This is a genomic window from Mycolicibacterium obuense, from assembly GCF_055397605.1.
The window spans coordinates 607,845-621,439 of sequence record NZ_AP043663.1; the positions used below are offsets into that span (position 1 = coordinate 607,845).

Annotated in this window: 11 protein-coding genes and 1 riboswitch; of the genes, 3 read left to right on the top strand and 8 right to left on the bottom strand. The window is 69.2% G+C overall.

What is annotated here, in order from left to right; genetic code table 11:
• Positions 1-3: 3 nt before the first annotated feature.
• Together ACZ50N_RS02835 and ACZ50N_RS02840 are read left to right on the top strand one after the other, a co-directional pair.
• The gene (locus ACZ50N_RS02835) at positions 4-2,547 is read left to right on the top strand and encodes a sensor histidine kinase (RefSeq protein ID WP_272868619.1); all 2,544 of its coding nucleotides are present in this window, start codon (positions 4-6) and stop codon (positions 2,545-2,547) included.
• A complete protein-coding gene (locus ACZ50N_RS02840; RefSeq protein ID WP_048423461.1) occupies positions 2,544-3,224 on the top strand; it encodes a response regulator in 681 nt (226 codons plus the stop codon). The genes ACZ50N_RS02835 and ACZ50N_RS02840 overlap by 4 nt, the downstream gene beginning before the upstream one ends.
• A 138-nt stretch (positions 3,225-3,362) precedes the next feature.
• Here ACZ50N_RS02840 and ACZ50N_RS02845 read toward each other — a convergent pair whose 3' ends face one another.
• The 7 genes from ACZ50N_RS02845 to thiC all read right to left on the bottom strand — a co-directional run bounded on the left by ACZ50N_RS02845 (position 3,363) and on the right by thiC (position 10,015).
• Entirely contained in the window at positions 3,363-4,520 is a 1,158-nt protein-coding gene (locus ACZ50N_RS02845; protein ID WP_464475579.1) for an APC family permease, read from the bottom strand.
• Positions 4,521-4,585: 65 nt separating this feature from the next.
• Positions 4,586-4,852 (bottom strand): DoxX-related protein, encoded by a 267-nt coding sequence (locus ACZ50N_RS02850; protein WP_046363652.1) that lies wholly within the window; start codon positions 4,850-4,852, stop codon positions 4,586-4,588.
• 8 nt (positions 4,853-4,860) lie between these two features.
• A complete protein-coding gene (locus tag ACZ50N_RS02855; protein ID WP_048423460.1) occupies positions 4,861-6,351 on the bottom strand; it encodes a flavin-containing monooxygenase in 1,491 nt (496 codons plus the stop codon).
• A 37-nt stretch (positions 6,352-6,388) separates the two neighbouring features.
• Entirely contained in the window at positions 6,389-7,000 is a 612-nt protein-coding gene (locus ACZ50N_RS02860) for a septum formation family protein (protein ID WP_464474580.1), read from the bottom strand.
• 15 nt (positions 7,001-7,015) lie between these two features.
• Positions 7,016-7,633, bottom strand: coding sequence for an alpha/beta hydrolase family protein (locus tag ACZ50N_RS02865; protein WP_464474581.1), 618 nt, complete (start codon positions 7,631-7,633; stop codon positions 7,016-7,018).
• On the bottom strand, positions 7,626-8,465 hold the full coding sequence (thiD, locus tag ACZ50N_RS02870) for a bifunctional hydroxymethylpyrimidine kinase/phosphomethylpyrimidine kinase (RefSeq protein WP_464474582.1): 840 nt from the start codon (positions 8,463-8,465) through the stop codon (positions 7,626-7,628). The genes ACZ50N_RS02865 and thiD overlap by 8 nt, the downstream gene beginning before the upstream one ends.
• Positions 8,462-10,015, bottom strand: coding sequence for a phosphomethylpyrimidine synthase ThiC (gene thiC / locus ACZ50N_RS02875; RefSeq protein ID WP_464474583.1), 1,554 nt, complete (start codon positions 10,013-10,015; stop codon positions 8,462-8,464). The genes thiD and thiC overlap by 4 nt, the downstream gene beginning before the upstream one ends.
• A riboswitch (TPP riboswitch) is annotated at positions 10,006-10,117 on the bottom strand. It overlaps the preceding gene by 10 nt.
• 135 nt (positions 10,118-10,252) lie before the next feature.
• Between thiC and ACZ50N_RS02880 the strand changes: the two genes are divergently transcribed.
• Positions 10,253-11,992 (top strand): MFS transporter, encoded by a 1,740-nt coding sequence (locus ACZ50N_RS02880; protein WP_073683628.1) that lies wholly within the window; start codon positions 10,253-10,255, stop codon positions 11,990-11,992.
• Here the strand turns inward: ACZ50N_RS02880 and ACZ50N_RS02885 are convergent.
• On the bottom strand, positions 11,989-13,545 hold the full coding sequence (locus ACZ50N_RS02885; protein WP_464474584.1) for an HNH endonuclease signature motif containing protein: 1,557 nt from the start codon (positions 13,543-13,545) through the stop codon (positions 11,989-11,991). The genes ACZ50N_RS02880 and ACZ50N_RS02885 overlap by 4 nt on opposite strands.
• Between the last annotated feature and the right edge of the window lie 50 nt (positions 13,546-13,595).

Consider the following 13,595-nt stretch of genomic DNA (forward strand, 5'->3'; position numbering starts at 1 on the left):
GCCGTGTCGCCGAGCAGCCCTGAACCCAGACGCGGAGAGCTGCGCATCTACCTGGGCGCAGCCCCCGGCGTCGGCAAGACGTTCGCGATGCTGGGGGAGGCGCACCGACGCCTCGAGCGCGGCACCGACCTGGTGGCCGGGGTGGTCGAGACACACGGCCGCAAGAAGACCGCCGAACTGCTCGAGGGCATCGAGGTCGTCCCGCCGCGGTACATCTCCTACCGCGGCAGCCGATTCCCCGAGCTCGACGTGCCGGCGATCCTGGCGCGCAAGCCCCAGGTCGTCCTCGTCGACGAGTTGGCCCACACCAACACGCCCGGCAGCACGAACACCAAACGCTGGCAGGACGTCGAGGAGCTGCTCGCCGCGGGCATCACCGTGGTCAGCACCGTCAACGTGCAGCATCTGGAGAGCCTCAACGACGTCGTCACCCAGATCACCGGAATCGAGCAGCAGGAGAAGGTGCCCGACGAGGTGGTCCGCGCCGCCGACCAGATCGAGCTCGTCGACATCACGCCGGAAGCGTTGCGCCGCAGGCTGTCCCACGGCAACGTCTACGCCCCGGAACGCATCGACGCCGCCCTGTCCAACTACTTCCGCCGCGGCAACCTGACGGCACTGCGCGAGCTGGCGCTGCTGTGGCTCGCCGATCAGGTCGACGCCGCGCTGGCCAAGTACCGCGAAGAGAACGCCATCACCGCGACGTGGGAGGCGCGCGAACGCGTCGTGGTCGCGGTGACCGGCGGATCGGAATCGGAAACGTTGGTGCGCAGAGCATCCCGGATCGCGTCGAAGTCCAGCGCGGAGCTGATGGTGGTGCACGTCGTGCGGGGCGATGGCCTGTCCGGGGTCTCGGCGTCGCACATGGGGAAGGTGCGCGAACTGGTGGCCAGCCTCGGCGCGACGCTGCACACCGTGGTCGGTGATGACGTGCCCGCCGCGCTCCTGGATTTCGCGCGCGAGATGAACGCCACGCAGTTGGTCCTCGGGACCTCGCGGCGGTCGCGGTGGGCGCGGCTGTTCGACGAGGGAATCGGTGCGACGGTCGTCCAGCACTCGGCCGCGATCGATGTGCACATGGTCACCCATCCCGAGTCCGCGCGGGGGTTCCGCTGGTCCGCGTTGGTGCCGCGCAACCGCCGGGTCACGTCCTGGCTCGCCGCGATCGCGGTGCCGTGGGTGATCTGCGGTCTGGTGGTGGGCCTGCTCGACTCGGTGCTCGACGTCGCCGGCGAGAGCGCCCTGTTCTTCGTCGGCGTGGTCGTGGTGGCCCTGCTCGGCGGTGTCGCCCCCGCGGCGCTGTCGGCGCTGCTGTCCGGCCTGCTGCTGAACTACTTCCTGGTCACACCGCGGTACACGTTCACGATCGCCGAACCCGACAGCGCGGTCACGGTGGTGGTGCTGCTGCTGGTGGCGGTCGCCGTCGCGGTGCTGGTGGACCGCTCGGTCAACCGCACCCGGGAAGCTCGCCGGGCCTCCCAGGAGGCCGAACTGCTCGCGTTGTTCGCCGGTTCGGTGCTGCGCGGTGCCGACCTGAACACGCTGCTGGAGAAGGTCCGCGAGACCTACGCCCAGCGAACCGTGAGCCTGCTGCGCCGCACCGGAGCAGGAGACGAGATCGTCGGCTGCGTCGGCACCGATCCGTGCGCCGACGTGGACAGCGCCGACACCGCGGTCGAGGTCGGCGACGACGAGTTCTGGTTGCTGCTCGCCGGCCGGAAGCTGCCCGCCCGCGACCGGCGAGTGTTGACCGCGGTCGCCACCCAGGCTGCCGGTCTGGTCCGGCAGCGCGAGTTGGCCGCCGAGGCCGGCCAAGCCGAGGCGCTCGCACAGGCCGACAACCTGCGCCGGTCGCTGCTCTCGGCGGTCAGCCACGATCTGCGCACCCCGCTGGCGGCCGCGAAAGCCGCCGTGTCGAGTCTGCGCAGCACCGATGTCGCGTTCTCCCCCGAGGACACCGCCGAACTGCTCGCCACCGTCGAGGAGTCCACCGATCAGCTGACCGCTCTGGTGGGCAATCTGCTGGACAGCTCGCGCCTGGCCGCCGGGGTGGTCAGCCCGGAACGGGATCATGTCTACCTGGAGGAGACGGTGCAACGTGCGCTGTTGGGCATCAGCCGCGGCACCACCGGCCACGGCCGTGCGGAATTGGAGCGGGTCAAGGTCGAGGTCGGTGACGAGGTGGTGATGGCCGACGCTGGTCTGCTGGAACGGGTGTTGGCCAATCTGATCGACAACGCGCTGCGGTACGCCCCCGACGGGCCGGTGCGCGTGTCGGCCGGGCGGGTGGGGAACAGGGTGCTGATCGCGGTCGCCGACGCCGGGCCGGGGATCGCCCGCGGTGCGGAGGAACAGATCTTCGACGCGTTCCAGCGCCTCGGGGATCAGGACAACAGCATCGGCGTCGGGCTGGGACTGTCGGTGGCCCGCGGGTTCGTCGAGGCGATGGGCGGCACGATCTCTGTCGGCGACACCCCGGGCGGCGGCCTGACCGTCGAGATCGACCTGCCGGCCGTGACGTCCACAGTGACGGAGGCCGCCCAGTGACCCGCGTCCTCGTCGTCGACGACGAACCCCAGATCCTGCGCGCGCTGCGGATCAACCTGTCGGTGCGTGACTACGACGTCCGCACCGCCGCGACCGGCAAGGAGGCGCTGCGCGTGGCCGCGGACTTCCGGCCGGAGGTGATCGTGCTCGATCTCGGGCTGCCGGACATGAGCGGCATCGACGTGCTGGGTGGCCTGCGTGGCTGGCTCTCCGCCCCGGTCATCGTGCTCTCGGCGCGCACCGATTCGTCGGACAAGGTGGCTGCGCTCGACGCCGGGGCCGACGACTACGTCACCAAACCGTTCGGTATGGACGAGTTCCTCGCGCGGCTGCGCGCTGCGGTCCGCCGCTCCTCGGCGACCGGCAGTGGCAGCGATCCGATCGTCGAAACATCCTCGTTCACAGTCGATCTCACGAACAAGATCGTCACCCGCCACGGTGCGGAGGTGCACTTGACGCCGACGGAGTGGGGAATCCTGGAACTGCTGGTGCGCAACAGCGGCAAGCTCGTGACGCGCGAGCAGCTCCTGACCGAGGTGTGGGGCCCGACGTATGCGAAGTCGTCGCACTACCTACGGGTGTACCTGGCGCAGTTGCGCCGCAAGCTCGAGGACGACCCGGCGCACCCGGTGCACCTGGTCACCGAGGCCGGGATGGGGCACCGGTTCCGGCCCTGAGATTCAGGCGCCGGCACGTGAGCAGCACGACGGCCGGGGGAGCCAGGATCACCAGCAGCGCAACCATATCGGTCATGCGTTCCACTGTTCCGCCCCCTAGCCGGGTGAGGCCAGCGTCTTGACGGGATCTCTACGGCGTCAGCCCGATTCCTGACGGGCCTGCACGCCATAGGTTGCCATCCCAACCGCCACCACCGCGGCCCCGGCGATCACCGAGCTCAGCGGCAGAGTGAAAGCCAGAGTGAGACAACCGATCAGCCCGGTCACCGGCACCAGGCGGCGGCCCAGCGTGAACGCCGATGCGTTCGCGATCGCGTAGTACAACAGCACCCCGAAGCTCGAGAAGCCGATCGCGCCGCGGACGTCGACCAGTGCGGTGACGATCGCGACCACGACGCCCACCGCCAGCTCCGCGCGGTGCGGGGTGCCGTGGCGCGGGTGCACGGCGACGAGCACGTGCGGGAGGTGGTGGTCGCGAGCCATCGCCAACGTCGTGCGGGACACCCCGAGCATCAGGGCCAGCAGCGCGCCCAGCGCGCCGATCGCCGCGCCGGCGCTGACGATCGGCACCAGGGCACCGAACCCCGCGGCCCGGATCGCCTCGGACAGTGGCGCATCGGCGGCGGCCAGCCGCGTGCTGCCCAGTTCGGCGAGCACCGCAACGGCCACCACCGTGTAGACCACCAGCGTGATGCCGAGGGCGATCATCACCGCCCGCGGGATGGTGCGGGCGGGGTCGCGAACCTCCTCGCCCAGCGTCGCGATCCGAGCGTAGCCCGCGAACGCGAAGAACAGCAGTCCGGCCGCCTGCAGGACGCCGTAGGGCGACGGATCATCACCGACCAGGCGGGCGGCCTGCGGCTCGCCGGCACCGACGATCAGCACCACGACGAATGTCAGCACCGCGAGCACGATGGCCACGATGATGCGGGTCAGCAGCGCCGACTTCTTTACCCCCGCATAGCCGATCGCGGTCAGCGCCACCACCGCGGCCACCGCGACCGCGGTGGCGTGCGCGGGCCAGGCGTAGTGCCCGACCGTCAGCGCCATCGCCGCGCACGACGCCGTCTTGCCGACCACGAAACTCCACCCGGCGGTGTGACCCCAGAATGCGCCCAGGCGTTCCCGGCCATAGACGTAGGTGCCGCCGGACTGCGGGTAGCGCGCGGCCAACCACGCCGAGGACAGGGCGTTGCAGCAGGCGACGACCGCGGCGATCGCCAACCCGATCAGCAGCCCGGTGCCGGCGACGGCCGCGGCGGGTGCCAGCGCGACGAAGATGCCCGCGCCGATCATGGCGCCCAACCCGAGCACGACCGTGTCGACCGTGCCGAGCCGGCGCGCCAGCGCGTCAGGCACGGTTACTTCTGGCGGATGACATTCCCGCCGAGGTACAGCAGGTAAGCCAGCACCCCGACGATCGCGAGCTTGCGTGTCTTGGCCGCAGCGAGGCCGAGCCCGAGCGCGGTCTCGATGCCGCCGTCGACGTACACGTGGGTCCGGGTGTTCTCCGGGAACGCGGCCTTCGTCATGCCCTCGTAGATCTGCGGCGCGACGAAGTGCGACAGACCGGTGGCGGCCAGCGCCAGGCCGGCGGTCTTGGCGGCGGGGGAGTTCTGTTCCGGCACGTGGTGTCCTAACTGATCTGGTAGTCGCTCAACGGAAATTCCGACGCTTCCCGGATCGCGGTACTCGTCGACATCGGCCGCAGCAGGCTCGGTTCGCCGTGCGGATTGAAGTAGTAGGAGCGCGAGCTCACGCAGTTGCCCAGCTTCCAGAGTGAATCGCCGAGCAGCTCCGTCATCCGGTCCAGGTACTCGGCGTTGGCCGCCTCGGTGACCTCGAACGTCGTGGCCCCCCGGCGCTTGAGCTCACCGAACAACCGATCCATCAGCCGCATCTGGTATTCCATCGTGTTGAAGAAGTTCAACCCGAGGAAGGCATACGGGCTCGCCAGCGACAGGTAGTTCGGGAAGTAGGGCATCGACACACCCTGGTATGCCTGGAAGCGGTTCTCCCGCCACCACTTTCCGAGGTTGCGGCCGTCGCGGCCGATCACCTCGATGGCCGGGAAGTTCGCCTCCCACAGGTCGAACCCGGTGGCCAGCACCAGCGTGTCGATGACGGTCTCGGTGCCGTCGGCGTTGACGATCCCGTCCGCGGTGACGTGGTCGATGCCGTCGCTCTGCAGGTGTACGTGCGGCTTCGTGAAGGTCCGGAAGTAGCTGTTGGAGAAGGTCGGACGCTTGCAGCCGATGTCGTAGTCGGGGGTGAGCCGGCGCCGCAGCTCCTTGTCCCGGACCTGGATGAACTGGTTGATCTTGCACAGGTCCATCGCGGAGATGTTGAGCCTGCGGTTCAGCGGGACCCGGTAGTGCACCACGCCGACGTTGATCATCATCTCGTAGATGGTGTCGGTGATCGCCCGGACGATGCGCTGCGCCAACGGGATTCGCCGGAACACCCGCTTGGTGCGCTCGGAGATGCGGAAGTCGAGCTTGGGGGCGACCCAGATCGGGGTGCGCTGGTACACGGTCAGATCGGCCGCGGTCTTGGCCAGCTCGGGGATCAGCTGCACCGCCGTCGCGCCGGTTCCGATGACGGCGATCCGCCGGCCCGCCGGATCGAACGAATCGTCCCAGTCGGTGGTGTGCAGCACCCGACCCTCGAACGTCTCGATCCCGGCGATCTCGGGCAGCCGCGGTTGGGACAGGAAGCCCGTGGCGGTGAGCAGGTAGCGCGCCGACAGCGTCTCGCCGTCGGCCAAGCTCACCTGCCAGCACGCGGCCTCGTCGTCCCAGCGGGCTCCCGAGACGACCACGTTGAACCGCATGTGGCGTCGCACGTCGTACTTGTCGGCGACGTCGTCGGCGTACTGCTTGATCTCCGACCCGGTGGAGAACAGCCGCGACCAGTTCGGGTTGGGCTCGAAGAAGTAGGAGTAGGTGGTGGTCGGCACGTCGACCGCCAGCCCGGGGTAGTGGTTGACGTACCAGGTACCACCCAGGTCGTCTTCCCGGTCGAGGATCACGAAGTTCTCGTAGCCCATCCGCTTGAGCTGGATGGCGGCCCCGATTCCGGCGAATCCGGCCCCTACGATGACCGCGTCGTACTGCACCGAAGTCATGCGCTAAACGGTACTAGAGGTCCCGGCAACCGCCGGATCAGCCCTTGATGGAACCCGCGCGCGGCGGGTTGAGCGTCGCGACGCAGGTCACCGCGCGGTCGCCGCTGGACCACGTCTCGGCGGTCGGATACAGCACGTAGAGCTGCACCGTGTCGTCGGTGAGCGAGGACGGGGAGTAGCCGGCCAGCGCAGGTGCGCACTTCTGGCTGTAGGCCTCGACGGCGGGCTGCCCGGGGAAGTCCCCGTCGGGCATGTTCAGCACCGCGAACACCTCGCCGGCGTGGGCCTGCTCGCAGCCGATGGTCTTGACCCGCATCACCGTGTCGCCGGTGGGGATCTCGGACAGACAGTCCCCGACCTTCACGTCGGTCGCGGTGACGTTGCCGGAATTGGCCACACTCCACACGATCGCGCCGACGGCGATCACCAGCAGCAGAACGGCGGCGAGCCCACCGAGCAGCCACCACTTGGCGCGGCTCTTCTTCTGCGGCGGCGGGTACTGGCCGGGATAGCCCTGGTAGGGCATGGGTGGGGGCGGCGGATAGTGGGGGTGCTGGGGGTACTGCTGGTATCCACCCGGGCCCTGCGGCGGCGGTCCGTAGGGCGGCGGAGGTGGCGGCGGCGGTGGCGGCCCGGGCGGAGTGCTCACCGTGCTGACGATAGCTCAGCCGAGAAGTTCGAGCGCTGCTTCAACTGCGAGAACCGGCACGTCCAGGGTCTTCGACTTCAGGTCGTGGCGGGCGCCGGTGACCTCGACGATCGCTGTCGGGGCGGCGATCAGCGCGGCCGCCGGTCGCAGCTCGTCGAGCGTGCCGAACGGATCGGCGGTGCCGTGGGTGAACACGGTCGGCACGGTGATGCGGGGCAGGTGCTCGGTGCGGGCCTTCTCCGGCTTGCCCGGCGGGTGCAGCGGATAGGAGAACAGCGTCAGCGCGTCCAGCAGCACCCCGTGATCGGCGACGGCCATCGAGGTGAGCCGGCCGCCGTAGGAATGGCCGCCGGCGAGCATCGGGCCGTCGGCGAGCGTGCGCACCGCGGCCACGGCCTCCACGATGCCGGCGAGGTCGGCGGCGGCCCCCGACGGTGGGCCTTTCGGGCGGCGGCGCCGGTAGGGCAGGTTGTAGCGGACGGCGAGCCAGCCGCGCCGGGCCCACTCCTCGCAGACGGCGACGAGCATCGGGGAATCGCGGTTGCCGCCCGCGCCGTGGGTGAGGGCGACGGCGCCGACGGGCGTGCCCGAGGGCCGGTGCACGACGCCGGCTATCGCGTCGATCTCATCCATCGGTCAACCGGAACAGCGGCGAGACCGGACCGTGGCCGTGGCCGAGCGGATAGGCGGCGCGCAGGCACTCGGTGATCCAGCCCTTGGCGAACGCCACCGCCTCCGGCATCGGATAGCCGTGCGCGAGCGCGGCGGCCGTCGCCGCGGCCAGGGTGTCACCGGCGCCGTGGTCGTGCGGGGTGTCGATGCGGGTCGAGTCGAACTCGTGGAAGTCGGTGCCGTCGAAGAGCAGGTCCGGGCTGTGTGACGACGCGCGCAGGTGGCCGCCCTTGACCAGCGCCCACTGCGGACCGAGTGCATGCAGCGCCCGGGCCGCGTCCCGCTGGCTGTCGGGATCGACGACGTCGATGCCGGTGATCAGCCGGACCTCGTCGAGGTTGGGCGTCACGAGCGTGGCCAGCGGGAACAGCCGCTCCTTCAGCGATCCCAGCGCACTGGGGTGCAGCAGCGGGTCGCCGTGCATCGACGCGCAGACCGGATCGACGACGAGGGGCACCGTGCCGGTCAGCCCGAGCCGCTCCCAGGTGTCGGCGACGGTGTCGATGATCTCGGCGGACGCGAGCATGCCGGTCTTGGCGGCCTGGACGCCGATGTCGGTGACGACCGCGTCGATCTGCCCGGCGATGATGTCGAGCGGTATCTCGTGGAACCCCTGCACACCGACCGAGTTCTGGATCGTCACCGCCGTCATCGCGACCAGGCTGTGCATTCCGAGCAGCGCCAATGTGCGCATGTCGGCCTGGATGCCGGCGCCGCCGCCGGAGTCGGAACCGGCGATCGTCAGCACGCGCAGCGGGGTCTGCCCCGGCGGCGTCAGCGGCAGGACGTTCACCTCGTCACGACCGGCAGGTGGATCGCGTCGCGGTAGGCCTCTCGCACGTCGTGGCTGATGCGCATCGAGCAGAACTTCGGACCGCACATGGAACAGAAGTGTGCCGTCTTCGCCAGCGTCGCGGGCAGGGTCTCGTCGTGATACTCCCGCGCGGTGTCCGGATCGAGCGACAGGTTGAACTGGTCCTCCCACCGGAACTCGAAGCGCGCGGCCGACAGCGCGTCGTCACGCTGCTGAGCGCGGGGGTGGCCCTTGGCCAGGTCTGCCGCGTGGGCGGCGATCTTGTACGCGATCACGCCCTGCTTGACGTCGTGGCGATTCGGCAATCCGAGGTGCTCCTTGGGTGTCACGTAGCAGAGCATCGCGGTGCCCGCCTGGGCGATCAGCGCGGCGCCGATGGCGGAGGTGATGTGGTCGTAGGCGGGCGCGATGTCGGTGGTCAGTGGGCCCAGCGTGTAGAACGGCGCCTCGTCGCACACATCCTCTTCGAGGCGCACGTTCTCGACGATCTTGTGCAACGGGACGTGACCCGGGCCTTCGATCATCACCTGCACGCCGTGCCTGCGGGCCACCTGGGTGAGTTCGCCGAGGGTGTGCAGTTCGGCGAACTGGGCGGCGTCGTTGGCGTCGGCGATCGACCCCGGCCGAAGCCCGTCGCCCAGGGAGAACGTCACGTCGTAGCGGGCCAGGATCTCGCACAGCTCGTCGAAGTTGGTGTACAGGAACGACTCTCGCTGATGGGCCAGGCACCAGGCCGCCATGATGGAGCCGCCCCGCGACACGATCCCGGTGACGCGGTCGACGGTCAACGGGATGTGGCGTGCCAACACGCCCGCGTGCACCGTCATGTAGTCGACGCCCTGCTCGCACTGTTCGATCACGGTGTCGCGGAAGCGCTCCCACGTCAGCCGCGCCGGATCACCGTCGACCTTCTCGAGCGCCTGGTAGATAGGCACGGTTCCGACGGGCACCGGAGAGTTGCGCAGAATCCACTCGCGGGTGGTGTGGATGTCGCGGCCGGTCGACAGGTCCATGATCGTGTCGGCGCCCCAGCGGGTGGCCCACACCATCTTGTCCACCTCCTCGGCGATGGACGAGGTGACGGCCGAATTGCCGATGTTCGCATTGACTTTCACCGCGAATGCCTTGCCGATGATCATGGGCTCGGCCTCGGGGTGGCGGTGATTGGCGGGGATGACGGCGCGGCCTCGGGCCACCTCGTCGCGGACCAGTTCGGGATCGACACCCTCGCGCGCGGCGACGAACGTCATCTCCGCGGTGATCTCCCCGGCGCGGGCGCGCTGCAACTGTGTGCCGCGATCGGCGACGACGCCGGCCCGGGCCGGCAACCCGGCCTCGAGGTCGATGACGGCGGCGCTGTCGGTGTAGGGCCCGGAGGTGTCGTAGAGGTCGAGATGGTCGCCGGTGCTCAGGTGCACGCGGCGCATCGGCACCCTCGCCCCACTGTCCTGCGGGAGGTAGACCTTGCTGCTGCCGGTGATCGGTCCGGTGGTGACGGTCAGGTGGTCGGGGGTCGACAAATAAGCCATCTTCGCTTCTCCCTACGCCGGCATTACCCGGTCAGGTTCGTACGGTCGACGGGCCTACCCGTCCTCTCAGCGCGCTCGGTGCGTGCTCCCGTGGGGACGGCTCCCAACATAGTCGAAGCGGGCCGGCCCGGGGAATACGGTTTGGCCCCGATGATTTATATAGCTAACATATGTGTTTTCCGGTGCGGTGCTGCGCCGGCTCCCGATACGAAACGTGACAGCGAGAAGACGGCAACCATGGCGACGACTGAGACGACCGGTACGAGCGCGACCAGTGGCATGAGCGAGACCACGATCCGGCGCACTCGGATGGATCACGAGCACCCCTTCTACAAGTGGATCGTGCTGTCCAACACCACATTGGGCGTCCTGCTGGCGACCATCAACGCCTCGATCGTGCTGATCTCCCTGCCCGCGATCTTTCGCGGCATCGGGCTGAACCCGCTCTCTGCCGGCAACGTCAGCTACCTGCTGTGGATGCTGATGGGCTACCTCGTGGTCACCGCCGTGCTGGTGGTGCCGTTCGGCCGGCTCGGCGACATGTTCGGTCGGGTGCGGATCTACAACATGGGTTTCGCGGTGTTCACCGTCGCGGCCATCGCGCTGTCGTTCGACCCGTTCCAGCTCGGCGGTGGAGCGGTGTGGCTCATCGCGTGGCGCGTGGTGCAGGGTGTCGGCGGCGCGATGCTGATGTCGTCGTCGTCGGCCATCCTGACCGATGCGTTCCCCGCCAACCAGCGCGGTATGGCGCTCGGCGTGAACATGGTGGCCGCCGTCGCCGGCTCGTTCCTCGGCCTGCTGATCGGTGGCTTCCTGTCCGAATGGCACTGGAAGGCGATCTTCTGGGTCGGAGTACCCATCGGCATTCTCGGCACCATCTGGAGCGTGCGTTCACTCAAGGAGCTGGGCGTCCGCAGCCCGGGCAAGCTCGACTGGGCCGGCACGTTGACGTTCGGCATCGGCCTGACCGTGCTGCTGATCGGCATCACCTACGGCATCCAGCCCTACGGGAATTCGACGACCGGCTGGACCAACCCCGCGGTGCTCGGCGCCATCGGGTTCGGGCTCGCGCTGCTGGTCGTGTTCTGCATCGTGGAGCTGCGGGTCAAGCAGCCGATGGTCAACATCCGGTTGTTCCGCTCGGCGTCGTTCGGCATGGGCAACCTCGCCGGGTTGATGTCGTCGGTCGGCCGAGGCGGGCTGCAGTTCATGCTCATCATCTGGTTGCAGGGCATCTGGCTTCCGTTGCACGGCTACAGCTTCGAATCCACGCCCTTGTGGGCGGGCATCTACATGCTGCCGATGACGGTCGGGTTCCTGGTTGCGGGTCCTCTTGCGGGTTCGCTGTCCGACCGGTTCGGCGCGCGGCCGTTCACCGTCGGCGGCATGCTGCTGATGGCGGTCACGTTCGTGGCGATGGTGATGATCCCGGTCAACTTCGACTACTGGGTGTTCGCGGTGCTGGTGTTCCTCAACGGTCTGGGTGGCGGCATCTTCACCGCGCCGAACACCGCGGCGATCATGTCGAGCGTGCCCTCGGCCGAGCGCGGCGCCGCGTCCGGTGTGCGCGCGACGTTCTTCAACGCCGGCTCCTCGCTGTCGATCGGCGTGTTCTTCTCGCTGATGATCGTCGGGTTGGCCAACACGCTGCCGTCGGCGCTCAGCAGCGGCCTCCAGGCCCAGGGAGTGTCCGCCTCGGTGGCTCACGACGTGGCCAACCTGCCACCGGTGGGCAGCCTGTTCGCCGCCTTCCTCGGTTACAACCCGATCGCCGAGCTCTTGGAGCCGTCGCACGCGTTGCAGCAGCCCGGCGTGAATGCCGACGTGCTGACCGGCAAGACATTCTTCCCCGAGCTCATCACCGAGCCCTTCCACTCCGGGCTGACGGTGGTGTTCCTCGCCGCAGCGGCGATGATGCTGATCGGCGCCGTCGCGTCGATGTTCAACCCCGGTCGCTACGCCGAGGACCGCACCTAGTACGGCGGCGGCTCGTCGGGGTCGCTGCGGGCGAGCGGTGGTGGTTGCCAGTTCGGTTCTAGTTCTTCGGGTTCGATGGGGTGGTTGACGAAGCGGGCGAACGGGCTGGTGCTGGGCTTCGTGGCGGTCGATTCGCCGTGAAAGAACTCGCGGAAGCGACGGAACTGATTGCGCCAGCACCGAACCCGGACCTCCTCGCGTGCCGCGCGGTTGCGATGCCGGGTGGCGGTGTTGGCGTGGCGGGTGGTGCACATCTGATCCCGCCGCGTCCCGACTTTCTCCGTGTCGGGTGTGCGGTGACGGCCGGTGAGGTCGGGGAACAACGCGGCCCCGCCCGGTGTGGTGGTGTAGGTGTGGCCGGCCGGGGAGGTCCAGACGATGGTGCCGTCGGCCAGTTGCCGATCGCGCCAGCCTTCGTCGAAGGTTTTGCGGCGGTGGTGTTCTCTGCAGTAGCAGCCCAGGTTCTCGGCTACGGTCAGTCCGCCGGAGGCGGGGTCGGCGTGGTCGAAGGGCTCGGTGTGGTCGATGTCGCAACGCGCGGCGGGAACGGTGCAGCCTGGGAATCGGCACGTCAGATCGCGGGTGCGGATGTAGCGGGCCAACGCCGCGCTGGGCCGGTAGCGGTGCGCCTGCTCGAGGCTGACATGCGGTAGCCCGACAAGGTGGCGGGTCGCCTCGCGGGCGAGCTCGCGCACCAGTTCGGCGTCGATCACCCCGTGCCCGGCGAGGTAGCCCGGTTGATCACTGCGCCCGGTGACGGTGTCGGCAGTCGCGACGATGTTCACCACGACCGGCACGACGGGAGCGGGCGCCCGATCGCGGACCGGGCAGTCCGGAGTGCCGCAGGCGCAGGCCAACTCGAGGCAGCCGTGCCCGAGGGCGGTCAACGCATCGGCGCGGCGCTGCATCAGCGTGCGCGGATCGTTCGGGCACACCGAGGCGGCCATCGCGGCCAGCCGCCGATCGACCACCGCACCGTCGGCGCGCGACAGGTTCGCCCGCACGCGCGCCATCCCGTCGAGATCGGGCCGCACATCGACGCGGCGCTGGTCGTAGGCCGCGGCGCGGCGTGCCTTGGCGGCCTCGGCGTCCATCGAGGTGACCACGGCGTCGATCGTGGTGATGAGTTTCTCGCGCGACCAGCACCGCCAGCTGCCGATCTGCTCGGCCAGGGCGGCGTCCACCTCGGCGATGACGGCGTCGGTGACCAGCTCGGTGCGGGCGCAGATCAGCTCCGTGGCACGCCAGTCGATGTGCCCGGCGGCCAGCGCGGCAGCGACCGCCGGCAGCCGCACGGCCAGGGTCTCGGCATGCCCGACCAGCACCCGCGCTCCCGCGGCGGTCATGTTCAGTGCCGCTGACACCTCGGCGGCGGTGCGGTTGAACCCGCTCATCACCGCCGCCGCGTCCTGCTCGACGGCCAGCTCCTGCTCGGTCCGGCGGCCCAGCAGCTCGGCGATCGCGGCCAGCTTGCGCGCCATCAGCATCGACTCCTGCCGATGCGCATCATCGACCGCGGCGACCAGATCACCATCAGACCACGTATCGAACACGTGTTCGATTATAAGTGTCCGCACCGACACGGCGCGCGCCGATTAGAGTG